Origin of the sequence: Micromonospora globbae, from assembly GCF_003610785.1 — a bacterium.
GTDB classification, from domain to species: domain Bacteria; phylum Actinomycetota; class Actinomycetes; order Mycobacteriales; family Micromonosporaceae; genus Micromonospora; species Micromonospora globbae.
In genome coordinates this window covers 1-25,880 of the sequence record NZ_RAQQ01000017.1, presented here as the reverse complement: position 1 = coordinate 25,880, position 25,880 = coordinate 1, and the positions used below count along the sequence as shown (strand labels likewise).

General features: G+C 73.6%; 17 protein-coding genes. 5 read left to right on the top strand and 12 right to left on the bottom strand.

Annotation, left to right across the window (positions count from 1 at the left end):
* On the bottom strand, positions 1-921 hold the full coding sequence (gene prmC / locus D7I43_RS21940; RefSeq protein ID WP_120330443.1) for a peptide chain release factor N(5)-glutamine methyltransferase: 921 nt from the start codon (positions 919-921) through the stop codon (positions 1-3).
* A 71-nt stretch (positions 922-992) separates the two neighbouring features.
* On the opposite strand from prmC, the gene D7I43_RS21935 reads away from it, so the two are divergent.
* Complete coding sequence (locus D7I43_RS21935) at positions 993-2,543, top strand: GGDEF domain-containing protein (RefSeq protein ID WP_120330442.1); 1,551 nt, start codon at positions 993-995, stop codon at positions 2,541-2,543.
* Between the two features lie 50 nt (positions 2,544-2,593).
* Here D7I43_RS21935 and prfA read toward each other — a convergent pair whose 3' ends face one another.
* On the bottom strand, positions 2,594-3,682 hold the full coding sequence (prfA, locus tag D7I43_RS21930) for a peptide chain release factor 1 (RefSeq protein ID WP_120330441.1): 1,089 nt from the start codon (positions 3,680-3,682) through the stop codon (positions 2,594-2,596).
* 126 nt (positions 3,683-3,808) lie between these two features.
* The gene (gene rpmE, locus D7I43_RS21925; protein WP_120330440.1) at positions 3,809-4,033 is read right to left on the bottom strand and encodes a 50S ribosomal protein L31; all 225 of its coding nucleotides are present in this window, start codon (positions 4,031-4,033) and stop codon (positions 3,809-3,811) included.
* 313 nt (positions 4,034-4,346) lie between these two features.
* On the opposite strand from rpmE, the gene D7I43_RS21920 reads away from it, so the two are divergent.
* A complete protein-coding gene (locus D7I43_RS21920) occupies positions 4,347-5,243 on the top strand; it encodes a phosphatase domain-containing protein (protein WP_120330439.1) in 897 nt (298 codons plus the stop codon).
* A gap of 59 nt (positions 5,244-5,302) precedes the next feature.
* Here the strand turns inward: D7I43_RS21920 and D7I43_RS21915 are convergent, their stop codons facing one another.
* The 9 genes from D7I43_RS21915 to argS form a co-directional block, all read right to left on the bottom strand.
* On the bottom strand, positions 5,303-8,782 hold the full coding sequence (locus tag D7I43_RS21915; protein WP_120330438.1) for a phosphodiester glycosidase family protein: 3,480 nt from the start codon (positions 8,780-8,782) through the stop codon (positions 5,303-5,305).
* Positions 8,783-9,062: 280 nt separating this feature from the next.
* Entirely contained in the window at positions 9,063-11,087 is a 2,025-nt protein-coding gene (gene rho, locus D7I43_RS21910) for a transcription termination factor Rho (protein ID WP_120330437.1), read from the bottom strand.
* Positions 11,088-11,384: 297 nt separating this feature from the next.
* Complete coding sequence (gene thrB / locus D7I43_RS21905) at positions 11,385-12,329, bottom strand: homoserine kinase (RefSeq protein WP_120330436.1); 945 nt, start codon at positions 12,327-12,329, stop codon at positions 11,385-11,387.
* 98 nt (positions 12,330-12,427) lie between these two features.
* Positions 12,428-13,672 carry an MFS transporter gene (locus tag D7I43_RS21900; protein ID WP_120330435.1) on the bottom strand — a complete coding sequence of 415 codons (1,245 nt, stop codon included), beginning with the start codon at positions 13,670-13,672 and terminating at the stop codon, positions 12,428-12,430.
* 234 nt (positions 13,673-13,906) lie between these two features.
* Complete coding sequence (locus tag D7I43_RS21895) at positions 13,907-17,185, bottom strand: efflux RND transporter permease subunit (protein ID WP_120330434.1); 3,279 nt, start codon at positions 17,183-17,185, stop codon at positions 13,907-13,909.
* Between the two features lie 314 nt (positions 17,186-17,499).
* The gene (gene thrC, locus D7I43_RS21890; protein WP_120330433.1) at positions 17,500-18,549 is read right to left on the bottom strand and encodes a threonine synthase; all 1,050 of its coding nucleotides are present in this window, start codon (positions 18,547-18,549) and stop codon (positions 17,500-17,502) included.
* Positions 18,550-18,752: 203 nt separating this feature from the next.
* Entirely contained in the window at positions 18,753-20,072 is a 1,320-nt protein-coding gene (locus tag D7I43_RS21885) for a homoserine dehydrogenase (RefSeq protein WP_192902240.1), read from the bottom strand.
* An 8-nt stretch (positions 20,073-20,080) separates the two neighbouring features.
* Positions 20,081-21,466 carry a diaminopimelate decarboxylase gene (gene lysA / locus D7I43_RS21880; protein WP_120330431.1) on the bottom strand — a complete coding sequence of 462 codons (1,386 nt, stop codon included), beginning with the start codon at positions 21,464-21,466 and terminating at the stop codon, positions 20,081-20,083.
* Between the two features lie 3 nt (positions 21,467-21,469).
* On the bottom strand, positions 21,470-23,137 hold the full coding sequence (gene argS / locus D7I43_RS21875) for an arginine--tRNA ligase (protein WP_120330430.1): 1,668 nt from the start codon (positions 23,135-23,137) through the stop codon (positions 21,470-21,472).
* A 99-nt stretch (positions 23,138-23,236) separates the two neighbouring features.
* Here argS and D7I43_RS21870 point away from each other — a divergent pair, with 99 nt between their 5' ends.
* The 3 genes from D7I43_RS21870 to D7I43_RS21860 all read left to right on the top strand — a co-directional run bounded on the left by D7I43_RS21870 (position 23,237) and on the right by D7I43_RS21860 (position 25,697).
* Positions 23,237-24,037, top strand: a complete 801-nt coding sequence (locus D7I43_RS21870; protein ID WP_120330429.1) for a DUF3105 domain-containing protein — start codon at positions 23,237-23,239, stop codon at positions 24,035-24,037.
* 8 nt (positions 24,038-24,045) lie between these two features.
* Positions 24,046-24,708 (top strand): DUF305 domain-containing protein, encoded by a 663-nt coding sequence (locus tag D7I43_RS21865; protein ID WP_120330428.1) that lies wholly within the window; start codon positions 24,046-24,048, stop codon positions 24,706-24,708.
* Between the two features lie 296 nt (positions 24,709-25,004).
* Entirely contained in the window at positions 25,005-25,697 is a 693-nt protein-coding gene (locus D7I43_RS21860) for a winged helix-turn-helix domain-containing protein (RefSeq protein WP_120330427.1), read from the top strand.
* Positions 25,698-25,880: the final 183 nt, after the last annotated feature.

Below are 25,880 nucleotides of genomic sequence, written 5' to 3'. Positions count from 1 at the left end.
TCACGGTTCGCGACGGCGGCCGTCCGCCCGTCGGGACGCGGTGGCGAAGCGGGGCCGCCCCGTGAGGTCCCGGTGCTCGGCCACGTCGGTGAACCGGCCGTCGGCGACGAGCAGCGCGGGCACGTCCGCGCCGTGCGTGTCGTCGTGCTCGATGCCGACCACCCCGCCGGCGCGCAGCAGCGCGCCCGCGCGGGCGACGACCGGGCGGATCACGGCCAGGCCGTCCGTGCCGCCGAAGACCGCCTCGGCCGGGTCGTACCCGGCCACCTCCGGGGCCACGAGTGTGTCCGCCGGAACGTACGGCGGGTTGCACAGCAGCACGTCGACCCGGCCGACCAGGTCCGCCAGCAGGTCCGGCGCGGTGACGTCCGCCTCGACCACCTCGATCGGCCGGTCACCCGCCGCCGCCCGGTCCGCGGCGTTGCGCCGCAGCCAGCGCAGCGCCGCCGCAGACCGCTCCACGGCGACGACCCGGGCCTGCGGCAGCTCCTGCGCCACGGCGAGGGCGATGGCGCCCGACCCGCTGCACAGGTCCACCACGAGCGGCGCCTCCCGACCCCGCCCCTGGGCGATCCCCCAGCCGGCGAGCAGCTCGGTCTCCGGCCGGGGCACGAAGACACCCGGCCCGACGGCCAGCTCCAGGCGGCGGAACGCCGCGCTGCCGGTGAGGTGCTGCAACGGCTCGCGGCCGGCCCGCCGGGCCACCAGCGCGTCGAACGTGGCGAGCTGGTCGCCGTCGAACCCGTCGGCGAGGGCCAGCCGCCCGCGCGGCACGTCCAGCACGTACGCGGCGAGCAGCTCGGCCTCCGTACGGGCGGCCTCCACCCCGGCGTCGGTGAGGATCCGGGCCGCCCGCGCCACGGCGATCGAGGGCCTGATCCGGTTCGTCCCTTCGGAGGGGTGTTGCGGCTCGGTGGTCACGACATAATCATGAAGCGTCGCGGGTCACGTCACGATCGGGTGCGTCAGGCGCAGCCGACAGGAGGTCGCTGGTGGGTTGGCTCGACCGGGTCGGTGACCAGGTTGACGCGCTGACGCAGTCGCGGGCGTTGCAGGAGTCCAGCCGTTCCGCCGAGGCGTACACGGTGCTCGAGCGGGTCCTGCACACCACGACCGATCCCCGCACGCGCGCCGACGCGCTCGTGCAACGCCTCTCCGCTCTGATCAATCTCGGACGTACGGCGGAGTTCACCCGGGCCATCGAGGAGGCCTCCGCGGCCGTCCGCGACCTCCCGGAGCCCTACCTGCACGGCCACCTCAACGCGCTGGCCGCGCTCGCCGCCCACCACCAGGGCGCGCTCGACCGCTGCGTCACCCACCTGGTCAAGGCCGCCCGCGCGCTGAACGCCGTCGAGGACCCGGACCGGGACACCGCCTGGGGCTGGCACGACCTCGCCATGGCGTACTCCTACCTCAGCTTCCACGGGTACGCCCTGGGCGCCATCGAGCGGGCCCGGCAACTCGGCCTCACGGCCGGCATCCCCGAGGAGACGTTCGCCGCACCCGGCATCCGGCTGCGCAACGCCGTCGCGCTGGACCACAACGGGGACAGCGACGGCTGTCTGCGGGTGCTCCGCGACGTGGCCTCCGACCTCGCCCGCTTCCTCCGGAGCGGGCGGGCCGGCCGGTTGCGCCCCAGCAGCCTCGCCGCGTACGGCTACGCGGCGGCCCGACGCGCCGCGCTCGGCGACGAGATCGAGCCCGGCGACGAGGCCGCGCCCGCCCGGCTGCTCGCCCACGGCGGCGACAGCGCCCGGGCCCGCGACATGCGTGACCTCGGCACGGTCTGCCTCGCCATCGCCGCCGGCCGGCCCATCGAGGCGGTCACCCGGCTGGACTCCGTACGGGTGTCGAGCGAGACGCTCGGCGCCGCCGAGCCGGCGCGGCTGCGCAGCATCGCGCTGGCACGGGCCGGCGACCACGCGGCGGCGCACCGGGTGGACCGGCTGGCGTTCCGGCTGGCGGCCCAGCGCAACGACCGGCTGCGGGACGTCTACATCGACGGCATCGCGGCCCGGATCGACCACGAGGAGATGCGCCGGGAGGCCGCGCGCTACGAGGGCGAGGCGCTGACCGACCCGCTGACCGGGCTGCCGAACCGGCGCCGGCTGGAGCGCTACATCGCAAGCGTCGTCGCCCGCGGGGAGCGCGTGGTCATCGGGGTCTGCGACCTGGACGGCTTCAAGGCGGTCAACACGCGCCACGGACACCACTCGGGTGACCTGGTGCTCCAGCGCATCGCCGGGGTGATCAACCGGGTGATGCGCCGGGGCGACTTCGTGGCCCGCTACGGCGGCGACGAGTTCGTCGTGGTGCTGCCCGGCGCCGGCATGGCCGAGGCCACCGAGGTGGCCCGCCGTATCGGCGCGGCGGTCGCCAGCGAGGACTGGGAGGCGCTCGTCCCCGGCACGCCGGTCGGCGTGAGCGTCGGCTTCGCCGAGGTCTCCGGCACCGGGTCGGCGCTACGCGACGCGCTCAGCACCGCGTTCGAGGAGGCCGACCGGGCGATGCTGCGCGCGAAGACCCGCCCGCGCGCCTCCTGACCCGTCGCTGCGGTCGAAGCTGCGGGGGCCGGACCGGACGCGGGGCGGGATCAGCGACGGGCGAGTTCGGCGTCGCCGGCCAGGCGGGCGGCACGGTCGGCCTCGGCCAGCGCGTCCAGCACACCGTCCAGCTCGCCGGCGAGGGCCAGGTCGAGGTTGTACGCCGTGTAGCCGATCCGGTGGTCGGTGATCCGGTTCTGCGGGAAGTTGTAGGTGCGGATCCGCTCGGACCGGTCGACCGTGCGGACCTGCGCCTTGCGCGCGTCCGAGGCGGCCGCGTCGGCCTGCTCCTGCGCGGCGGCCAGGAGCCGGGCACGCAGGATGCGCATGGCCTGCTCGCGGTTCTGCAGCTGCGACTTCTCGTTCTGGCAGGAGACCACGATCCCGGTCGGCAGGTGGGTGATCCGGACCGCCGAGTCGGTGGTGTTCACCGACTGACCGCCCGGGCCGGACGAGCGGAAGACGTCGATCCGCAGGTCGTTGGGGTCGATCGTGACGTCGACCTCCTCGGCCTCCGGGAGCACCAGCACACCGGCGGCGCTGGTGTGGATCCGGCCCTGCGACTCGGTGACCGGGACCCGCTGCACGCGGTGCACCCCGCCCTCCCACTTGAGCCGGGACCAGACGCCGTTGCCCCCCTCCGGCACACCCTTGCTCTTGATGGCCAGCGAGACGTCCTTCACCCCGCCCAGGTCGGAGTCCTGCGAGTCGATCACCTCGACCAGCCAGCCCCGCCGCTCGGCGTACCGGGTGTACATCCGCAGCAGGTCGCCGGCGAACAGGGCGGACTCCTCGCCACCCTCGCCCGCCTTGATCTCGACGATGACGTCCTTGGCGTCGTGCGGGTCCCGGGGGATGAGCAGCTCCGCCAGGCGCTCCTCGAGCACGGGCAGGGACGCCGCGATCGACTCGGCCTCGGCCGCGAAGGACGGGTCCTCGGCGGCCAGCTCCCGCGCGGCGGCCAGGTCGGCCCGCGCCTGCGCCAGCTCACCGGCCGCCTTGTGCAGCGGCACCAGCTCGGCGTACCGGCGGCCGACCCGCCGCGCGGTGGCCTGGTCGGCGTGGATGCCCGGGTCGGCCAGCCGCTTCTCCAGCTCGGCGTACTCGTCGAGGAGAGCGGTCAGACGCTCGCTGCTCATGCTGCGGATGCTCCTTCGACGGCGGGGAGGACGGGGGTACGGGCCGGCGGCGCGGCCGGGAAACGGCCGCAATACGGACGGCGCCCGCGTCCGGTGCGGAACCGGACGCGGGCGCCGAACGAGGAGCTACTTGCCCTTCTTGGCCTGAACCTTGGCGTACTTCTGCTGGAACTTGGCGACCCGGCCGGCGGTGTCGAGCACGCGCTGCTTACCGGTGTAGAACGGGTGGCAGGCGCTGCAGGTCTCGACGTGGATCGCCCCGCCCTTGGCGGTGCTGCGGGTCGTGAAGGTGTTGCCGCAGGAGCAGGTGACCTCGGTGGTCACATACTCCGGGTGGATGTTGGGCTTCATGTCGCCTCGGTCCTTTCGTCGGTGGTCGCCGGGTCGCCGTCACCACCCGCCGCTCCGTACGACGGGCTCGGGCGTGAACCGGAACCGGTGGCCGATTGACCAGTGTGCCATGGGCGCGGGCCGGGCCCGTCATCGGGCGGCACAGCAGGTCCGGCATCGACAACGCCCGGCATCCTTCCGGCATTCCCGCCGGCCGGCGGGGCATTCACGGGGCTCCGGTGCGGGCCGGCGTACCCCGGACGGGGCACGATCGACCCGGAACGCGGCGGTGGTCAACGGCCGCCGGAGGTCGACGGACACGGAGATGAGCGGTATGCCCCGCCTGATCGCGACCCGAGGTCTGCCCGCCTCGGGGAAGACCACCTTCGCACGGCGGCTCCAGCCGTCCGTGGTCCGCGTGAACCGGGACGACCTGCGGCGGATGCTGCACGGCGAGCGCCTCTTCACGCAGTGGGCGGAGGCGCAGGTGACCGTCGCCCAGCGGGCGCAGGTCGAGGCGCTGCTGCGGGCCCGGGCCGACGTCTGTGTCGACGACACCAACCTGCGGGCGCGGACGCTGCGCGACTGGGCCGAGTTGGCCGCCCGGTACGGCGCCGAGTTCGAGGTGCACGACTTCACCGACGTGCCGCTGGACGAGTGCCTGCGCCGGGACGCGACGCGGCCCGAGGCGGACCGGGTCGGCGAGGCCGCCATCCGGCGGCTGCACGCGCGCTACCTCGAGGGACGGCCCCTGCCGCTGCCGGTGCCGCAGGCCCGCACGGGCCGCCCGGCCCGGGTGCACCCGGCGCCGACCGGGGCGCCGGAGATCGTCCTCGTGGACATCGACGGCACCGTGGCGCTGAACGTGTCCCGCAGCCCGTACGACATGACCCGGGTCGGCGAGGACCAGCCGAACGAGGCGGTGATCGCGGCCGTGCGCGCCATGCACTCGGCCGGGTACGGGGTGGTGTTCTGCTCCGGTCGGGACGCCTCGGCGCGGGCGGACACCGTGGCGTGGCTGGCCCGGCACGTCCGGGTGCCGTACCTCGCCCTGCACCTGCGGGCGGTCGGCGACTCCCGCAAGGACTCGGTGGTCAAGCGGGAGATCTACGAGCGGGAGATCCGGGACCGGTACCGGGTGATCGGCGTCTTCGACGACCGTGTCCAGGTGGTCCGGATGTGGCGCGCCCTGGGTCTCACCGTGTTCCAGGTGGCCGACGGCGACTTCTGACCGTGCGAGCGGGGCCCCTCCTCGACCGGTCCGGCCGGGGAGGGGCCCCGCTGGCCACCTCAGGCGGCGGCGCGGCTCGCGGCGGCGGTGGTGACCGTGGCCTCGGCGCGGACGCCGTTGACCGTCACCGCGAGCACCAGCGAGGCGCCGGACCGCAGCGCCACGAGCCGGCCGGTGGCCGGGTCGAACCAGGCCGCGTGCCACGGCCGCAGGCCCGTCACCGGCCCGACGTGCACGTTCGGGGAGGCGGACCAGTCCGCGCTGACCGGCGCGGCCACCGGCACGGCCCGTCCGCCCGGCTGTTGGAGCGTCGCGGCGACGGTCACCGGGACGCCCACCTCGATGCTCGCCGGCGCCGTCACGGTGACCGCGTCCGTGTGGGCGTGGACCTCGGCCGCCACCCAGCGCGGCCCCTCGGCGAGCGGGCTGCGCCGGGCCCGGTCGGCCTCGGCGGCGGTGACCGGGTCGACCCCGAACTCCGTCCAGCCGGTGAAGCCGCCGCGGTCGGCGGGGGTCGACGGCGTCTTGCCCGAGTTGCCGTTGACGACGTACGGGACGCCGTCCACCCGCTCGGCGTGGAAGGTGCCCACGTGGCCGCCGACGAAGAGAGCGCCCTTGCCGGTGCGGTGCTGGAAGTCGGCCAGCCACTGCTCCAGCAGCGCCGCCTCCTTGCGGTCACCGAGCTGGCTCGCCTTGGCCGGGGTGGGGTCGCGCGGCGGGTGGTGGTGCAGGACGACCACCGAGCCGATCGTCGGGTCGGTGGCGGCCGAGTCGAGCGCCGCGCGCAGCATGCGGACCTGGTCGAACCCGCCACCCCGCAGCGAACCGGTGGACGTGTTGAGCGTCACGAACCGGGTGCCCCGGTGGTCGAAGGTCCGGTACGTGTCACCGAACACGGCCTGGAAGTTGCCGATCGGCGCCCCCATGATCTCGTGGTTGCCGGGCACGTAGTACCAGGGCACGGCGTCCCCCAGCTCCTCGTCGAGCAGCCGCTTCGCCAGCGCGAAGTCCTCCGGGTACGCGGTGTCCACGAGGTCACCGTTGACGACCAGGAAGTCCGGCCGTGCCGCCCGGATCTCACGCAGCGTGCGGCGGGCCTGGGCGACCAGCTCGCTGTCCGGGTCGGCGGCCACGAACTGCGCGTCGGACATCACGGCGAAGCGCCACGGCGCGCCGTCGACCGTGCCGTCGGTGACGACCACCCGGTCGGTACGCGACGGCTCGGCGGGCGCGTCCACCGACGGCGGCACCTTCGCCACCAGGTCGTCGATGACGATCTCGCTGGTGTACTGGGCGGCGGCGTTGGTCTCCGCCACGTAGAACCGCCGGATCCGCACCGGGTACTGCACCCCGGCGGGAACCGCGAACTCGACGTACCGCCATCCGGTCCAGGTGATGTACGGCCCCCGCAGCACGTGCTGGGTGTCCTGGGCGTCGTGCAGGTGCAGGCTCGGCCACTCCCCCTTGCCGTTGCCGTGGATCCACATGCCGAACGCCTGCGGCTGGCCGGGCACCTCGATCCAGGCGGGCGGGTCGGCGTACGCGGCCCGGGTGCCGGTCGACTGGCTGAAGTCGTACGTCATCTTCAGGCCGGTGCCGGTGTGGCCCGGCGCCGGCGCGACCGAACCGCTCGCCCGTGCCTGGCTGAACTTCCAGGCGGACGCGTCCTCGAAGTCGGCCACCGGCTGGTCGGTGAGGCCCACGGTCACCGCGATCACGGTCTTCTTCGTTCCGACGTGGACGGTGACCAGCCCGGAACCGGAGTCGCGCAGCGCCGTGACGACCAGGTTGCCGTCGGCGTTCGGCGCGATGCGGAGCAGGTCGCGGTCGTAGTCGAGCTTCAGGTCGGCGGGCTCGATCGGTGCGGTGTTCCCCTCGGCGTCGAGGCCGACGACGCCGAACAGGGAGCTGCCGTCGCGGCCGGTCAGACCGATGCGCTCGACCGTGGAGTCGATCCGCTGCAACGGCCCGAGCACCGTGAGGTCCAGGGAGCCCTCCGCCCGGCCCCGGCTGGCCGTCACGGTGGCGGCGCCGGGGACCAGGGCGCGGAACACGCCGTCGCGGTCGACCCGCCCGTGCACCGCCGGGGTGACCCGCCAGGTGGGTGCGCCGGCCGCCGGCCCGTACGTCTCGTCGTGTCCGGCGGCGGTGAGCCGGCGGGTGAGCCCGGGGAAGACCCGGTCGGGCCGGCCGCCCCGCACCGGGGAGACGCCCGGCGCGGCCGTGGGGTCGCTGGCCGTCTCCACCCAGAAGCCGGTCAGCCGCCCGCTGCCCTGCGGTGCGTAGAGGGCGAGACCGTTGGGGACCGGGCGCTCGGAGCCGTCCGACGGGGTGTTCTCGACCTGGACGGTCGCCGCGCCGGGCTCGCGGGCGAGCAGCGTCGACGAGCCGCCGCCGTCGAGGTTGAGCGCGTGGTGGGCGCCCAGCTCGGCCATCATGCGGCCCATCTCGGTCTGGGTGACGCCCCGGCTGTCGACGTGGCGGCCGTCCACCGTCAGCATGATCATCTTGCGTCCGTCGGCGGTGAAGCCGACGGCCGTGCGCGGGGCCAGCGACGTGTCGGCGATCGTCTGCACCACGCCGTCGCGGACCAGCACGTTGCCGCCTCCCACGGCGGCGTGCAGGCGGCTGCCGTCCGACGGCTTCGGCTGCCAGGCCACGCTCACCGGGTCACCCGGTCGCAACCCGGCGAGCGCGTCGGCGCCCGCCTCCCGACCGAGCAGGATGGTGGTGCCGGCGGGCACCTGGCCGCTGCCGGCGGCCGAGGCCACGCCGGTGACGCGGCCGTCGACCACCGTGACCTCGGTGACGCGCGCCGCGCCCGCCACCGCACGTTCCCGGGTGTACGACCCCCAGAGCGCGGTGAACACGCCGATGCCGCCGGCCTGGACCATGTTGTTGAACTGGGTGAGCGGGACCGGACCGGTGGGCAGGGTCGCGGTGCCGTCGAAGTTCACCTCGATCACCCGGCCGACGCCCTCGGTGGTCACGGCCACCGCGTTGCGGTGCCCGCTGACCGCCGACTGGATCAGCTCGCCGCTGCGGATGCCGACGCCCTGGGCGGCGCCGGAGTTGTTGATGTCGAAGAAGTCGCCGTTGACGGCCGCGACGGCACGGGTGCGGTCCACGGCGGCGCGCAGGGGCTCGGCCCGGCTCACCGCGCCCGAGTTGACGTAGTCGACGGTGACACCGCCGCTCAGGTCGGCGGTGAGCGCGTCGGCGCGCAGCCAGCCGTCCGCGTCGTAGCGGTCGAACGAGGTGAGCTGGACGCCCGGCGCGACCGGCCGGGTCTTCTTCGCGGTCTCCAGGCCGCCGGCCGGTTCCACGCCGCCCGTGGCGGCCGGACCGGCCTGCCGGGACGGGGCGAGGGCGACCGGCTCGGAGGTCAGGGACGAGGCGCGCGGGGCGTCCTCGGCGAGGGTGCCGGACGGGCCGGCCGCGGGCGTCGGTGGGGCGGCACCGACCGGGAGCGGACCGGCCAGGGTGAGCAGGGGCGTCAGCAGCAGGACGCCGGCGAGGGATCGTCTGCGGGTACGCATGGACGACAGTCAACCGGACGGTGAATAGAAGTTTCAATAGGCGACGCCTTAACCGAAGGAAAACTTCGACGGCGTCGTGGCCCCGGCCGCCGTCCACTCGCGACCGCCGGCTCACCCGGAAGCCACGGCTGCCGGCGGGCGCCGGACGCGCATCCGACAGCGGGACCGGCGCGCGGACACCGGATGGGGACGCGGTCGTCGGGCGTCGAGCGACCGGGCGCGGACACGACGAAGGGCACGGCCGTGGCCGTGCCCTTCGTGGGTTCCCCGTCGGGAGAGGTCACTCCCCCGGCGTGGACTTCGCGATCTGCATGAGGAACTCGATGTTGGTGCGGGACTGCTTCAGGCGGTCCAGCAGCAGGTCCAGCGCCGCCTGCGAGTCCAGCGAGTGCAGGACCTTGCGGAGCTTGTGGATGATGGCCAGTTCCTCCGGCGCGAGCAGGATCTCCTCCTTGCGCGTGCCGGACGGGTGGATGTCGATGGCCGGGAAGGTGCGCTTGTCGGCGATCTTCCGGTCCAGCTTCAGCTCCGCGTTACCGGTGCCCTTGAACTCCTCGAAGATGACCGTGTCCGCCATGGAGCCGGTCTCGACCAGCGCCGTGGCGAGGATGGTCAGGGAGCCGCCGTTCTCGATGTTGCGAGCCGCGCCGAGGAAGCGCTTCGGCGGGTAGAGCGCCGTGGAGTCGATACCACCCGACATGATCCGGCCGCTGGCCGGCGCCGCCAGGTTGTACGACCGGCCGAGCCGCGTCACCGAGTCGAGCAGCACGACGACGTCGTGACCCAGCTCGACGAGGCGCTTCGCCCGCTCGATCGCCAGCTCCGCCACCGTGGTGTGGTCCTGCGGCGGACGGTCGAACGTGGCCGCGATGACCTCGCCCTTCACCGACCGCTGCATGTCGGTGACCTCTTCGGGCCGCTCGTCCACGAGCACCACCATGAGGTGGCACTCCGGGTTGTTGCGCGTGATCGCGTTCGCGATCGCCTGCAGCACCATCGTCTTGCCCGCCTTCGGCGGCGACACGATGAGCGCCCGCTGGCCCTTGCCGATCGGCATCACGAGGTCGATGACACGGGTGGTCAGGATGTGCGGCTCGGTCTCCAGCCGCAGTCGCTCCTGCGGGTAGAGCGGGGTGAGCTTGTAGAACTCGGGGCGGCGCTTGGCCTCCTCGGGCTCCATCCCGTTGATCGTGTCGAGGCGGACCAGCGGGTTGTACTTGTCCCGCCGCTGCTCGCCCTCCCGGGCCGCGCGGACCGCACCGGTGATCGCGTCACCGCGGCGAAGGCCGTACTTCTTGATCTGGGACATCGACACGTACACGTCGTTCGGGCCGGCCAGGTAGCCGGTCGTCCGTACGAAGGCGTAGTTGTCGAGCACGTCGATGATGCCGGCCACCGGGACGAGCACGTCGTCCTCGCTGACCTGCGGCTCGCGACCGCCGTCGCCGCCCTCGGAGCGCTCGCCCCGGCCACGGCGACGGTCCCGGAAGCGGCTGCGCCGGCCACGCCGGCCGCCGCTCTCGCCGTCCTCCTCGCCGTCGGTGTCCCGCTCGGCACGCTGGCCCCGCTCGTTGCGGTCGCCACGGTCGTTGCGCTCGGCCCGCTCGCCACGCTCACCGCGCTCGGCACGGTCGGCCCGGTCGCCACGCTCACCGCGCTCGGCCCGGTCGCCGCGCTCCGCACGCTCACCGCGCTCGCCACGCTCACCGCGCTCGGCCCGGTCGCCGCGCTCCGCACGCTCACCGCGCTCGGCACGCTCACCGCGCTCGGCACGCTCCGCACGCTCACCGCGCTCGGCACGCTCACCGCGCTCGCGTCCGCCGCGGTCGGCGCGCTCGCCGGCCTCGGCCTCGTCGGTGCGCGTCTCCGCCGTACGCGCCTCGGCGGCTCGCGCCTCCGCGGCGGCGCCCCGGCGCCGGGTCCGGCCACGGCCCTCCGTCTCGACGGTGGCCTGCTCGGCGGGCGCCTGCTCGGCGGTACGCCGCTCGGCCTCCGGCCGCTCGGTGGTCTCCCGGACCTCGGCGTGCACCTCTTCCCGCGCGGGAGCGGCCGCGGCCGCGACCTCGGCCCGCGGTCGAGGGGTCCCGGCGGCGGCGCCCTGCCGCTCGGTGATCGCGCTGATCAGCTCGCCCTTACGCATGCGAGCCGTGCCGGAGATGCCGAGCGACGCGGCCAGGCTCTGGAGCTCTGGCAGCAGCATCGCCGACAGACCGGTGCCGCCACGCCGACGACGGGTGGGAGCGGCGTTGGTGGCTTCGCCAGCGACGTTGGAAACATCCGACGTCACGTCGGTGGTGTCGCTCAATGGATTCCTTCCCTCGATAGGCCGGGACTGCCCGGAGTCGACAGAGCAGGTGGCCGGGCGGCCTCGGTGCACCCGCCTCGCACGAACGCGGCGCGGGAGTCTGTAACACAGCAGCCGGTCGGTTTCCCGACTCACCAACATCGGTGAGCAGGTCTCGCCGTCTGCGGCGACCTGTGGAAACTGCGGTGCGGCGTTGGGCCTTGGCAGGGGTGACGGGCTGACCGCCGAGAGCTTCGGGGGTGCGCCGACCCGCAGGAAGATCGCATGCTTCGCGGCTGTGCTAAGTCTAGAGCGTAATCAACTCTTCCGACCTGCGGCAACAGGGTCCCGCTCGGCGTGTCCAAGTCTACCCCGGGCGACCCGGGCACCGCTGACATCTATCGGTAACCGCCAGACCTGCCAGTCTCTTCCCGGGTCGAAGCCCTCGGGCGGATCGCTGAGCGCGAGCACAGTCGGACCCGCCCCGCTGACCACAGCGGCCACACCGGCCTCACGCAGCGCACCCACCAGGGCGGCCGTGGCCGGCATGCCGGCGGCCCGGTAGTCCTGGTGCAGCCGGTCGACGGTGGCCGGCAGCAGCAGCGTCGGGTCGGTGGTGATGGCGTGCACGAGCAGGGCCGCCCGCCCGGCCGTCAACGCCGCGTCGCCGTGCGGCACGGTGGCGGGCAGCGCCGCCCGGGCCTCCGCGGTCAGCCCGCGCTCGGTGGGCACGTAGACAGTGGGGCGTACGCCCTCCGCGACCTCGCGGGTGACGGCCCGCGCCCCGGTGGGCTCGGTCCAGGCGACGGTGAACCCGCCGAGCAGGCACGGCGCCACGTTGTCGGGATGCCCCTCCAGCTCGGCGGCGAGCCGGAGCACCGCGTCGTCGTCGAGGCGGCGCTCGCCGTCGGTCACCAGCGCCCGGGCCAGCAACACCCCCGCGACGATGGCCGCCGACGACGACCCGAGCCCGCGCGCCTGCGGGATGCGGTTGACGCACTCCACGGCGAGGCCCGTGGGTCGCGCGTCGAGCCGCTCGAAGGCCGCGCGCATCGACCGGACCACCAGGTGACGGTCGTCGTCGGGCAGCTCCCCCGCGCCCTGCCCGGTCACCGTCACGCGCACCCCGGTCGGCACGATCTCGGCGCTCACGTCGTCGTGGAGACCGAGGGCTAGCCCCAACGCGTCGAAGCCCGGCCCCAGGTTGGCGCTGGTGGCGGGGACCCGGACCCGGACCGGCCCGGCGGTGAAGTTCGTCGGCACGGGCTCATGCTAGGGCCGGGGACCGACGGTTCCGGATCTCGGCCCGAGCGGTGGGACGACAGCCGCGTGAGGCGGGCGGGGCGGTCGGGATGCCCGGGTCAGCGGGCCGCGTCGGGGGCCGGTTCGGGAACCGGGTCGGTGAGGGAGAGCCGGCGGGTGGCGAAGCGCCAGCCGACGGCGTACACGAGGGTGACCAGCCCGCAGCCGGCGAGCACCACCCGCTCGTCCACGGTGTCCACGACCGCCGCGACGACGAGCTGACTGATCGAGACGGCGAGCGTCGCCAGCATCATGTCGGTGGCGAACACGCGGCCGCGCAGCCGGTCCGGCACCTCGCCCTGGAGGGCGAAGTTCGACATCACCCAGTTGCTGCCGCCCGCGAGGTGTGCCACGAACACGAGCAGCAGCACGAGCGGGAACCAGCCCGCCACCGAGGTGCCGAGGTAGGCCAGCCCGTACAGGGACATCGACAGCGCCAGGCCGGGCAGCAGCCAGGCCCGGTTGGTGAGCACCCGGCGCATCAGGATCGGCCCGACCAGCGCGCCCGCGCCGCGGACCGCGAAGAGCAGACCCGTGCCGGACGGGCCGGCCCCGTACACCCCGGCGAGCAGCGGGAAGACGGTCAGCACCCCGTTGCCGAGGCCGACCGCCGACTTCACGGTGACCAGCGCCAGCACGCGCGGCCGGTGCCCGATGTAGCGCAGCGCCTCGCCCACCGCCGCCCAGGCCCGCTGCGGGGCGAGGTCGGCCTCCCGGGGCGCCTGGAGGGGCCGCCGGATGGTCGCGGCGAGGACCGCGGCGAGCGCCAGGCCGACCGCGGCGATCCAGAAGCAGGCGTACGCGCCGACCCGGTCGCTCAGCACACCGCCGAGCGAGGCGCCGACGACCGTCATCGTGCCCCACGCCGATCCGGCGACCGCGTTTCCGGCCGCCAGTTCGTCGGGGTCGAGCACGTTGGGCAGGGCCGCCTGGGCGGCCGGCGAGTAGAAGCCCTTGGCGACGGCGATCACCGCGATCGCCACCATGGCGAGCCACGCGGTGCCCGCGCTGCGTACGCCGAGCAGGAGCAGCACCCCGGCCGACGCCGCCACGTTGGCCACCATCATGATCTTGCGGCGGTCGAACCGGTCGGCGAGGGTGCCGGTGAACGGCAGCAGCAGCGCCACGACCCCGGTGTCGACGGCGAGGACCAGCGCTCCCCACACGCCGCTCCCCGTGAGGTCCGGGAGCAGCACGAGCAGCGGGACCATGACGAACCAGTCCGACCCGAAGACCACCAGCTCGGCCAGGAAGAGATTGCGGAAGCTCCGGTTCCGGGTGAGGACCGACAGGGTGGACGCCACGGAGCAGGACCCTACCCCGCCCCGGAACGTCTCCCCGTGCGCGCCGCCCCCGGCGCGGCCACCCTGTTGATCATGAAGTTGTTGCCGCCCGCGACGGCGTGTCGTGGCAACAACCTCATGGTCGACGCCGGCGGCCGCCGGGACCGCGGACGCTCGGGTTGGAGGGGCGCCGGCGGAGACGGCGCGCCCCCGGCAGGCGCCGGCCTGCCGGGGGCGCGACCTTCGTCCGGTCGCCTATTCGGTCGGCGGCAACGGCGAGGTGCGGCTCTTCGGCAGCCGGAGCACCTCGAACTGGTCCGTACCGTCGACGAGCGCGGCCGAGGGCACGGGCCGCGGTTCGCCCGCCGGCTGCTCCGCCGCGCGGGCCGTCGCCGCCGCGCCGGCCGGGACCGGCTCGGGCCGAGGCTCCGACTCGGACGGGGCGCCCGCTCCGGTCGGCCCGGCGGACGGGCCGCCGGCACGCCGCCGGCGCCGCTCGCGCAGCGACTCCTTGGTGCGCTCCACCATCGTGTAGAGCGTCGGCACGAGGATCAGCGTCAGCACCGTGGAGCTGAGCAGACCGCCGATCACCACGACGGCCAGCGGCTGCGAGATGAAGCCGCCCTCGCCGGTGAGCCCGAACGCCATCGGCAGCAGCGCGAAGATGGTCGCCACCGCGGTCATCAGGATCGGCCGCAGCCGGTGCCGGCCGCCCTCGACGACCGCCTCCCGTACGCCCAGGCCCTGGTTCCGGTACTGGTTGATCAGGTCCAGCAGCACGATCGCGTTGGTCACCACGATGCCGACCAGCATGAGCACACCGATCAACGCCGGCACGCCGAGCGGGGTACCGGTGGCCAGCAGCAGGCCGATCGCGCCGGTCGCCGCGAACGGGATCGAGATCAGCAGGATGAGCGCCTGGGCCATGCTGCGGAAGGTGGCCACCATGATCAGGAAGACGATCGCGATGGCCGCGAGCACCGCCAGCAGCAGGTCGGCGAACGCGTCCTCCTGGTCCGCGCTGACGCCGCCGATGGTGAACGTCGCGCCCGGCACGTCGATCGCGTCCAGCCGCTCGCGCAGCTCCTGTGTGGTGGCGCCGAGGTTCGAGCCGGTGGACGTACCGGTCACCGTCACGCTGCGCTCACCGTCGATCCGGGTGACCTGCTGCGGGCCCTCGGCCCGCTCGACCGTGGCGATGTCGACGAGCCGCACCGGCCCGACGGGCAGGGCACGCAGCTCCTCGACGCTGACCGGCGCCTTGGCGGACAGGCGCAGCACGACGTCCTGCTGGCCGCCGTCGAGCGTGACCTGGCCGAGGGGGGCGCCCCGGAAGACCTGCGCCACGAGCTGGCCCACGGCGGCCTCGGTGAGGCCGGCCCGGCCGGCCTTCACCCGGTCGACGGTCACGTCGACCCGCGGCACCCGGTCGGCGAGGCTCGTCGTGACGTCCGCCACGTCCGGCGTGCCGGCCATCGCCTCGCGCGCCGCGTCCGCGGCCCGGCTCAGCACCTCCGGGTCGTCGGCCTGGACGATCACCTCGAGCTGGTTAGCGGAGGCGTCCTGGCCGCCGCCGAAGGTGAACTCGCCGGCGTCGCTGCCGAGGGCGTCGAACTCCTTGCGCAGCACCTCCCGCATCCGCGCGGCGTCGGTGTCGCCGCTCAGCGCGAGCGACCAGCTGGCCACGTTGTTCCGGCCGCCGCCGAAGAACGCCATGTCACCGCCTCCGCCGGCCGTCACCTGGTACGTCTCGACGCCCGCCGTACGCTCCAGCACCGCCTCGACCTTGCGGGCCGCGGCGTCGGTCGCCGCCAGGCCCGTGCCGGCCGGCAGCTCCTGCCGGATGCTCAGCGTGTCCTGGCCGGAGTCGTCCAGGAAGTTCGTCTCCAGCCGGCTGCCCAGGCCGAGCGTGCCGAAGAGCACGAGCACGCCGAGCCCCAGGGTGATCCAGCGGGTACGCCGGGTGCGGGTGGCGAACCCGATCACCGGCAGGTAGCCCCGCTGCAACGGGCTGCGCAGCTCCTTCTCCTCGGCGGCCCGCCGGATCGCGGCGTGGTCCGCCGTGGCGCTCGGCGGCTTGAGGAACCAGTACGCGAGCACCGGGATGATGGTGAGCGCCACCAGCAGCGAGGCGAGCAGCGCCACCGTCACCGTGATCGCGAACGGGGCGAAGAGCTGCCCGACGAAGCCACCCACCAGCGCGATGGGGGCGAAGACGGCGACCGTCGTGAGGGTGGACGCGGTCACGGCGCCGGCCACCTCGCGGACGGCGTTGAGGATGGCGTCCCGCTTGGCCTCGCCGTACTCCAGGTGCCGTTTGATGTTCTCCAGCACCACGATCGAGTCGTCGACCACGCGGCCGACGGCGATGGTCAGCGCGCCGAGGGTCAGCAGGTTGAGCGAGTAGTCGCCGATCCAGAGCGAGATCAGCGCCACCAGCACGGACAGCGGGATGGAGACCGCCGTGACCAGCGTGGAGCGGACCGACAGCAGGAAGACCAGGATGACGACGACCGCCATCACCAGACCGAGCAGGCCCTCCGTGGTGAGGCTCTCGATGGACTTCTCCACGAACGGCGCCTGGTCGAACACGATGGTCAACTGGGCGCCGGAGGCGTCGGTGAGCGCGTCCAACCGGTCGCGGACCTCGTGCGAGATCTCCACGGCGTTGCCGTCCGGCGCGGCGGTGACGGCGATGCCCAGGCTGTCCTGGCCGTTGGTGCGGGTGATGGCCGTCGCCGGGGCGAGCGACTGCTCGACGGTGGCGATGTCGCCGAGCCGGACCGGGGTCGGGCCGGGGGCGACGACGATGCCGCGCAGGTCGTCCAGGCTCGCCACGGGCGTGCCGACCTGCACCGGCAGGGACATGCTGCCGTCGCCGACCGTGCCGGCGGGCACGGTGACGCCGTTCGTCCGCAGCGCCTCCCCGATTGCGGTCGGCTGGAGCTTCGCGGCGGCCAGCTTCGCCATGTCCGGCGTGACCACGACGATGTCGTCCCGGGTGCCGGTCAGCTCGACGGTACGGACGCCGTCGATCGCCTCCAGCTCGGGCAGGACGGTGGTACGCAGCTTGTCGGCGAGGGCCCGCTCGTCGCCGTCACCGGCCGCGGCGAGCACCAGGGCGGGCAGGTCGTCGGTGCTGCCCGCGATCACCTGCGGGTCCACGCTCTCCGGCAGCTGCGCGTCGATCCGGTTGAGCGACGTCTGCATCTTGTTGACGACGTCGTCCAGGTCGGTGCCGAACTCGAACATCACCTGGACGGTCGCCATGCCCTCGCGGGAGGTCGAGGTGACCTGCTCCAGCCCCGGAATGCCCTGGAGGCTGTTCTCGATCGGCTCGACGACCTGCGACTCGACGACCTCGGGGGCCGCGCCGGGGTACGCGGCCATGACGAACGCCGCGGGGAACTCCAGCGACGGCAGCAGCTGCTGCTTCAGCGACGGCACGGCGAACAGTCCGAACGCCGTGGTCACCACCGCGATGAGCGCGATGAGCGCTCGGTTGGCGAGACTGAATCTGGCGAGCAGCGACATCGGCCTGGCTCACTCCTAGGAAAGTCTGCGGGGCACGCAAAGTGTGCCCGATCCGCTCACCTCGCCCCGCGCCGGGTACAGCCCGTCAGCCCCCGTCCAGCCCGGCCCCAGCAACCCCTCAGCCCCCACCCAGTCCCGCCCGTCCCGGCCCCTGCCCCGGCCCATCCCCCGGGCCCGTCCCCGCCATCCCCCCGGCCGTCCCGGTGATCATGAAGTTGTCGTCACGACACGCCGGCGCGGGTGGCAACAACGTCATGATCAACGCGTAGGCGCCCCCGGAGCGCGGACGGGCGCGGGCGCGGAGGGGGTGGGCGTCAGGCCAGGTCGAGGCTGCGGGCGGCGGCCAGGGGATCGTTGGCGATCGTGATCGGGGCGGGCGCCGTGGAGATGGCCCACTCCGGGTCCTTGAGGCCGTGCCCGGTCACCGTGCAGACCACGGTCGAGCCGGCCGGGATCCGTCCCTCCGCGGCCTGCTGCAGCAGCCCGGCCACGCTCGCCGCGCTGCCCAGCTCCACGAAGACCCCGACCTCCCTCGCCAGCAGCCGGTACGCGGCGAGGATCTCCCGGTCGGTCACCGCGGAGATCAGGCCACCGGAGGCGTCCCGGGCGTCGATGGCCCGGGTCCAGCTGGCCGGGTTGCCGATGCGGATGGCGGTGGCGATGGTCGACGGCTCCCGCACCACCGCACCGGTGACCAGCGGCGCCGCGCCCGAGGCCTGGAAGCCGTACATGCGGGGGGCGCGCGTGGCGCGGCCGTCGGCGAGTTCCTCCGAGTACCCCATCCAGTACGCGGAGATGTTGCCGGCGTTACCGACCGGCAGGCAGTGGATGTCGGGGGCGTCGCCCAGCGCCTCGACGATCTCGAACGCCGCGGTCTTCTGCCCGTGCAGCCGGTCGACGTTCACCGAGTTGACGAGCGCGACCGGGTAGTCCTGGGCGAGCTTGGCGGCCAGCGCGAGGCAGTCGTCGAAGTTTCCGTTGACCTGGAGCAGCTTCGCGCCGTGCACCAGCGCCTGCGCCAGCTTGCCCAGCGCGATCTTGCCCTGCGGCACCAGCACGGCGCAGGTCAGGCCGGCGCGGGCCGCGTACGCCGCGGCGGAGGCGCTGGTGTTGCCCGTGGAGGCGCAGATGATCGCCTTGTTGCCCGCCTCGACGGCCTTCGAGACGGCGACCGTCATGCCCCGGTCCTTGAACGAGCCGGTCGGGTTGGCCCCCTCGACCTTCAGGTGGACGTCGCAGCCGAGCCGGGCCGACAGCACCGGCGCGGGCAGCAACGGGGTGTTCCCCTCGTGCAGCGTCACGACGGGCGTGGCGTCGGTGACCGGCAGCCGGTCCCGGTACGCCTCGATCAGACCCCGCCACATGTCGCTCTCCTCGCCTCGTCCGCCCCGCTGACCTGGGGACACGCCCAGCCTGGACCAGCCTGCCCGAGCGCCCCCGACCAGGCCCACGAATACCCACCTGGCGGGACACGCCCACCGCTGCGGCGCCGGACGTGTCCCTGAGCCGCCCGGCCACCGGCCCGCCGCCAGCCGGCCCCGGACCCGCCGGTCACCCGGTCGACGACTCAGAACCCGCCCTCGACCCGGAGCACGCTGGTCACCGACCGGACGATGTCGAGGCCGCGCAGCTCGGCGACGGTGGCGGCGAGCGCGGCGTCCGGCGCGACGTGGGTGACGATCACCAGCTCGGCGTCACCGCCGCGCCCGGTGGTGCCGGGGGAGCCGTCCGCCGATCCCTGCCGTACGGTCGCGATCGACACGTCGTGCCGGGCGAAGACCCCCGCCACGGCGGCCAGCACACCGGGACGGTCGGCCACGTCGAGGCGTACGTGGTAGCGGGTGAGCGCCTCACCCATGGGCCGCACCGGCAGGTCGGCGTACGCGCTCTCGCTGGCCGCCCGCACCCCGGCGAGCCGGTTGCGGGCGACCGCCACGACGTCGCCGAGCACCGCGCTGGCGGTCGGCGCGCCGCCCGCGCCCCGGCCGTAGAACATCAGCTGGCCGGCCGCCTCCGCCTCGACGAAGACCGCGTTGAACGCGTCGCCGACGCTGGCGAGCGGGTGCGTCAACGGGATCATCGCCGGGTGCACCCGGACGTTGACGGTTTCCCGGCCGGCGGCGTCCACGCCCCGGGCGGCGATGCAGAGCAGCTTGATGGTGCAGCCCATCGCCTTGGCGCTGGCCACGTCGGCGGCGGTGACCTCGGTGATGCCCTCCCGGTGCACGTCGGCCGCGCTCACCCGGGTGTGGAACGCCAGCGACGCGAGGATCGCGGCCTTCGCGGCCGCGTCGAAGCCCTCCACGTCGGCCGTCGGGTCTGCCTCGGCGTACCCCAGCTCGGTGGCCTCCTCGAGCGCCTCGGCGAAGCCGGCGCCGGTGGCGTCCATGGCGGAGAGGATGAAGTTCGTGGTGCCGTTGACGATGCCGGTGACCCGGGTGATCCGGTCGCCGTGCAGCGACTCGCGCAGCGGGCGCAGCAGCGGGATCGCCCCGGCCACGGCCGCCTCGTAGTAGAGGTCCGCGCCGCCCTCGGCGGCCGCGTCGTGCAGCGTCCCGCCGTCCTCGGCGAGCAGCGCCTTGTTCGCCGTCACCACGCTCTTGCCGGCGCGCAGCGCCTCGACCAGCCAGCCGCGCGCCGGTTCGATGCCGCCCACCACCTCGACCACGACGTCCACGTCGTCGCGTTTGACCAGGCCGAGCGCGTCGGTGGTGAACAGCGCCGGGTCGACCGGCAGGTCGCCGCGGTCACGGCCCAGCCGGCGTACGGCGATGCCGGCGATCTCCAGCGGGGCGCCGATGCGGGCGGCGAGGTCGGCCGACTGCTCGTGCAGCAGGCGGACCACCTCCCCGCCGACCGTGCCGCAGCCGAGCAGCGCCAGGCGCACAGGTGACGTCATCCAACATCCAATGCGAGCAGGTCCTCTTCGGTCTCCCGCCGGACGATCAGGCGCGCCTGGCCGTCGCGCACCGCGACCACCGGGGGGCGCGGCACGTGGTTGTAGTTGCTGGCCATGCTCCGGCAGTACGCGCCGGTGCCGGGCACTGCGACAAGATCTCCGGGCTGCACGTCGGCGGGCAGGAATTCATCCTTCACCACGATGTCCCCGGACTCACAATGCTTTCCCACCACGCGGGCGAGCATCGGGTCGGCGCCCGACGCCCGCGAGGCCACGGTGGCGGAGTACGAGGCGTCGTAGAGCGCGGTGCGGATGTTGTCGCTCATCCCGCCGTCGACGCTCACGTACGTGCGGATGCCGTCGACGTCCTTGACGGTGCCGACCTCGTAGAGGGTGAACATGGCCGGACCGACGATCGCCCGGCCCGGCTCGATGGACAGCCGCGGCACGGCGAGCCGCTCGGCCTCGCACTCGGAGTCGACGATCTTGCGCAGTCGCTTGGCCAGGTCGTGCGGGGTCGCCGGGTCGTCCTGCGTGGTGTACGCGATGCCGAAGCCGCCGCCGAGGTCCAGCTCGGGCAGTTCGACGCCGCGCGCGTCGCGGATCTGCGCCTGTAGCGCGAGCACCCGGCGGGCGGACACCTCGAAGCCGCTGGCGTCGAAGATCTGCGAGCCGATGTGCGAGTGCAGGCCGCGCAGCTCCAGCACGTCCTCGTCGAGGATCTTGAAGGCGGCCGCCGCGGCGGCGCCACCGGCCAGCGAGAAGCCGAACTTCTGGTCCTCGTGGGCGGTGGCGATGAACTCGTGGGTGTGCGCCTCCACGCCGACGGTGACCCGGACGAGCACGTTGGGGCGTACGCCCCGCTCGCGGGCCAGCGCCGTCAACCGGTCGATCTCGACGAACGAGTCGACGATGATGCGCCCCACCCCGGCGTCCAGCGCCCGGGCCAGCTCGGCGACGGACTTGTTGTTGCCGTGGAAGCCGATCCGCTCCGGCGGCATCCCCGCCGCGAGCGCGGTGGCCAGCTCGCCGCCGCTGCACACGTCGAGGTGCATGCCCTCCTCGTCGATCATCCGCACCACGGCGCGGCAGAGGAACGCCTTGCCCGCGTAGTAGACGTCGACGCCGGCGAAGGCGGCCCGGAAGTCGCGGCAGCGCGAGCGCAGGTCGTCCTCGTCGAGCACGTACACCGGGGTGCCGAACTCGGCGGCGAGGTCGCGGACGCTGAGCCCCGCGACGGCGAGCGCGCCGTCCGCGGCGCGCGCCACGTTGCGCGGCCACAGGTCCGGCACCAGGGCGTTGACGTCGACCGGCGTACGCAACCAGGCCGGCCCGCGGCTGCCGATCTCGCCGTGCAGCGCACCGGCCTCGTGAGCACGCATGTGCTACATCCTCTCGGGCGCGGAGACGCCGAGCAGGTGCAGGCCGTTGGCGATCACCGTTCGGGTGGCGTCGTTGAGCCAGAGCCGGGCCCGGTGCAGGTCGCTGACCTCCTCGTCGCCCTGGGGCAGGATCCGGCAGTTGTCGTAGAACCGGTGGTACGCCTGCGCGACGCTCTCCTCGAGGTAGCGGGCGACCCGGTGCGGTTCGCGCAGCTCGGCGGCGGTGGCCACCACGGACGGGAACTCGGCGAGCGCCTTGAGCAGCTCGTTCTCCTTCTCGTGGCTGAGCAGCTCGGGCCGGAACGCGTCGGTGTCGCCCCGGGTCAGCCCCACCTCGGCCGCGTTGCGGGCCACGCCGGCGGTGCGGGCCGCCACGTACTGCACGTAGTAGACCGGGTTGTCGCGGGTGGCCCGGGTCCACAGCTCCACGTCGATGTCGATGGGCGAGTCGCTGGAGTAGCGGGCCAGCGCGTACCGGGCGGCGTCGACCCCGATGGCGTCGACGAGGTCCTCCAGGGTGACGACCGTGCCGGCCCGCTTGCTCATCCGCACGGGGGCGCCGTCGCGGACCAGGTTGACGAGCTGACCGATGAGGATCTCGAGGTTCCGGTCCGGGTCGTCCCCGAAGCAGGCGACCATGGCCCGCATCCGGCCGATGTAGCCGTGGTGGTCGGCGCCCAGCATGATGACGACCCGCTCGAAGCCGCGCTCGCGCTTGTCGAGGTAGTAGGCGCAGTCCGCGGCGAAGTACGTCCACTCGCCGTTGGACTTGCGCAGCACCCGGTCCTTGTCGTCGCCGAACTCGGTGGTGCGCAGCCAGGTCGCGCCCTCGGCCTCGAAGACGTGCCCCTGCTCCCGCAGGCGGGTCAGGGCGAGGTCCAGCTCGCCGCGGTCGTGCAGGTCCTTCTCGTTGAAGTAGGTGTCGAACTCGACCCCGAAGTCGCGCAGCGACGACCGGATCTCGTCGAACATCAGCGCGACGCCCTCGACCCGGAAGACCTCCTGGGCCTGCGCGTCGTCGAGGGAGAGCACGTCCGGGCGCCGGGCCTGGACCTCCGCGGCGATCTCCGAGATGTACGCCCCGCCGTAGCCGTCCTCCGGCACCGGCTGGCCCTTCGCGGCGGCCAGCAGCGACCGGGCGAACCGGTCGATCTGCGAGCCCGCGTCGTTGAAGTAGTACTCGGTGCCGACGTCGGCGCCGGTGGCGCGGAGCAGCCGGCTCAGCGCGTCGCCGACCGCGGCCCACCGGACACCGCCGATGTGCACGGGGCCGGTGGGGTTGGCGGAGACGAACTCCAGGTTGATCCGCTGGCCGGCGAGACGATCACTGCGCCCGTACTCCGTACCGGCCTCGACGATCACGCGGGCGAGCTGGCCGGCGGCGGCCGCGTCGAGCCGGATGTTGAGGAAGCCCGGCCCGGCGATCTCGACGGACTTGACCCCGGGCGCCTTGCCCAGCTCGTCGGCGAGGGCGCCCGCCAGCTCCCGCGGCGGCAGGCCGACCTTCTTGCTCAGCTGCAACGCCAGCGTGGAGGCGTAGTCCCCGTGCTCGGGGTTGCGGGGTCGCTCGACGGTGGTCTCCCCGGGCAGCACGGCGGGGTCCAGACCCCGTTGGGTGAAGACGGCGTGGGCTGCGGCGAGGACGACCTCGGCGAGTTCTGCGGGAGTCACCGATCCATGGTATCGGGGGTAGACTCGGTGCCCGCGGCGGCGACCCGTTGTGTGCACCAGACCCGCCGGTTCCCTGACCGACCGACCTGACGAGGCACGATGAGCATCAGCACCCCGGGCGGCGAGCAGCGCCGTCCGACCGTGGTCAGCACGGGCAAGAAGCCGGCCGCGGGCCGGCCGGCGTCCGGCGCCAAGGCCGGAGCCGGCAAGCCGAAGGGCGCCTCCTCCGGTGGCAAGGGGCCGCGCAAGCCGGTGACCCCGGTCAAGGTCAGTCAGGGCCGTTCGCTGGGTCCGATCGCCCTCTTCGTGGCCGTTGGCGTGATCGCCGTCGCGATCATCGGCTACGGCGCGTGGGCCGCGTTCCAGGGCTCCAAGCCGTGGGAGGAGCGGGCCAACGCCATCGACGGCATCGTGAACTACCGCGAGAAGGACCCGGAGCTGGTCAAGGGCAGCAACCACCAGCCCGGCCAGATCAAGTACGACATCCTCCCGCCGGTGGCCGGGCCGCACAACCAGGCCTGGCAGAACTGCATGGGCGACGTCTACCCCGCCCCGATCGCCAACGAGCACGCGGTGCACAGCCTGGAGCACGGCGCCATCTGGATCACGTACCGCCCCGACCTGCCCGCCGACCAGGTCAGCAAGCTGGCCGACAAGGTCCGCGGCAACGAGAAGATGCTCATGAGCCCGTTCGAGGGCCTCGACAAGCCGATCTCGCTGCAGACCTGGGGCTACCAGCTCAAGGTCGACAACGCCGACGACAAGCGGATCGACGAGTTCATCAAGACGCTGCGGGTGAACGCCTCCATCGAGGGCCCGACCGCCCTCTGCAACCAGGGCATCACGGCCACCGGCACGACGCCGCGTGACGACCTCCAGCCGCAGATGCCGACCCAGTAAGGATTCCGATGACGGCTCCCGCCACCCTGGACAGCACGCCCGAGACCCCGGCCGCCGACGGCGGCCGGGCGTCCGGCCGACGCATCGGCCTGGTGGGCGTGGCCGTCGCCGTCGTGGTCGCCCTCCTGCTCGGGTACGCGGGGGGCCTGCTCACCCCCCAGCTGACCCGCCCCGGGGACGACTCGGTCGAGGCCGGCTTCGCCCGGGACATGACCGCCCACCACGCCCAGGCGGTGGAGATGGGGCTGATGGCCTTCCAGCGGGCCACGGATCCGGAGGTGCGCGGCATCGGTGGCGACATCGCCACCAACCAACAGGGCGAGATCGGCACCATGCAGACCTGGCTGCGCGAGTGGGGCCTGGATCCGACCGGCTCGCAGCCGCGGATGGCCTGGATGCCGGACGGCCCGAAGATGGTCAGGGACGGCCTCATGCCGGGCATGGCCACGCCCGAGGAGATGGAACGCCTGCGGACCGCGCAGGGCCGGGAGTTCGACCTCCTGTTCCTCGACTTGATGATCAAGCACCACGTGGGTGGCGTCCACATGATCGACGGCGTGCTCGACGCCAGCGACGAGAAGGACGTGGTCCGCACCGCGCAGACCATGAAGAACACCCAGCAGACCGACCTCGTGAATCTCCAGAACGCCCAAAAGCGCCTCGGCGGCTGACGCCGGCCGCCCCTTCATTCACCGCGCCCCGTGCCGTACCGGCCGGGGCGCGGTGCCGTCTGGCGTGCGGTCGAGCCCCGGGGACTGTCGGTGGCGCACCGGCCGGGCCCGCTGACCCTGGCCCGTGCTCGCCCTCGCCCTGGTGGTCACCGGGGCAGCCCGAGCAGGTTGCCGGCGTCCGTCATCGCCTCGGCTAGGCCTATGTCTGGTTTGGGAACTCTGACCGATTGCGTTGCTTGGGGAGTTTTCTCCCCACATATCGTGACCAGATGCGATTCGGGCTCGTTGCGCAGGACGTGGGGGTTGCACTCAGAGACGCACGGCGTTCGGTCACCAGTTGGTGCCGGCGCCACACCATCGGCGGTGACGGGGCGGTGGCAGCCGTCCGTCGCGGACAGCGGCAGGGCGAGCCCGGAATGCTCAGCCGCGAACAGGAACTCGAACTGATCGACACCCTGCGGGGCGTCCACCCGGACCAGTTCGGTCTCGACGAGGAGCTGTGGACGCGGCAGAGCCTGACCGCGCTCATCCAGCGCCGGTTCGACCTGTCGATGGACGCCGGCGCCGTCGGGGCGTACCTGCGGGCCTGGGGGTTGGGTCCGCGGGAGCCACGGGAGCGCGCGTGCGGCCTGTGCGTCGGGGCGGTCGAGCGCTGGGTGCGCAGCGAGTACCCGGCGATCACCCGGGCGGCCCAGGAGCACCTCGCCGAGGTGTACTGGATCGGCCGGGTGCGGCTGCGCGGCACGATGCCGGCGGCGGACGTGGTCTCGGCCGTCTCCTCGCGCGGTCGGGTGCGCTTCATGATCACCACACCCAACGTCGACCCGCCGCTCCCCCGGGACTTCGTCCTGCGGCTGAGTGGCGAGGAGCAGCGGACGGTCCACCTCATCGTGGACGGGTCCTGGACCCGCAGCGAGTGGCCGCGCCGGCTGCCCCGCCGGATCGTGCTGCACCCGCTGCCCAGCTGCGGCCGCGCCGTAGCCGCCTAACCCAGGCCCACCCCGCCCCCCGGACCCCGCCCCCTGGACCCTGGGCCCCACCCACCCCCGTTACCTTTTTGATCGTCCCCAGCCGGGGACTGCTCGGTCGCCCGGCCCGGTATGACTTACTGCCCCTGTCGTACGGATGATCCGGGGGGTGTTGTCGCCGGGTCGGGTGGCGTCGACGGACCG

What these genes read in the sequence shown, in the direction of transcription:
- D7I43_RS21895 (WP_120330434.1), bottom strand. Translation starts at nt 17,185, where the DNA reads ATGTCGCTGCTCGCCAGATTCAGTCTCGCCAACCGAGCGCTCATCGCG.
- prfA (WP_120330441.1), bottom strand. Translation starts at nt 3,682, where the DNA reads ATGAGCAGCGAGCGTCTGACCGCTCTCCTCGACGAGTACGCCGAGCTG.
- D7I43_RS21920 (WP_120330439.1), top strand. Translation starts at nt 4,347, where the DNA reads ATGCCCCGCCTGATCGCGACCCGAGGTCTGCCCGCCTCGGGGAAGACC.
- thrC (WP_120330433.1), bottom strand. Translation starts at nt 18,549, where the DNA reads ATGTGGCGGGGTCTGATCGAGGCGTACCGGGACCGGCTGCCGGTCACC.
- rpmE (WP_120330440.1), bottom strand. Translation starts at nt 4,033, where the DNA reads ATGAAGCCCAACATCCACCCGGAGTATGTGACCACCGAGGTCACCTGC.
- D7I43_RS21870 (WP_120330429.1), top strand. Translation starts at nt 23,237, where the DNA reads ATGAGCATCAGCACCCCGGGCGGCGAGCAGCGCCGTCCGACCGTGGTC.
- D7I43_RS21915 (WP_120330438.1), bottom strand. Translation starts at nt 8,782, where the DNA reads ATGCGTACCCGCAGACGATCCCTCGCCGGCGTCCTGCTGCTGACGCCC.
- D7I43_RS21865 (WP_120330428.1), top strand. Translation starts at nt 24,046, where the DNA reads ATGACGGCTCCCGCCACCCTGGACAGCACGCCCGAGACCCCGGCCGCC.
- lysA (WP_120330431.1), bottom strand. Translation starts at nt 21,466, where the DNA reads ATGCGTGCTCACGAGGCCGGTGCGCTGCACGGCGAGATCGGCAGCCGC.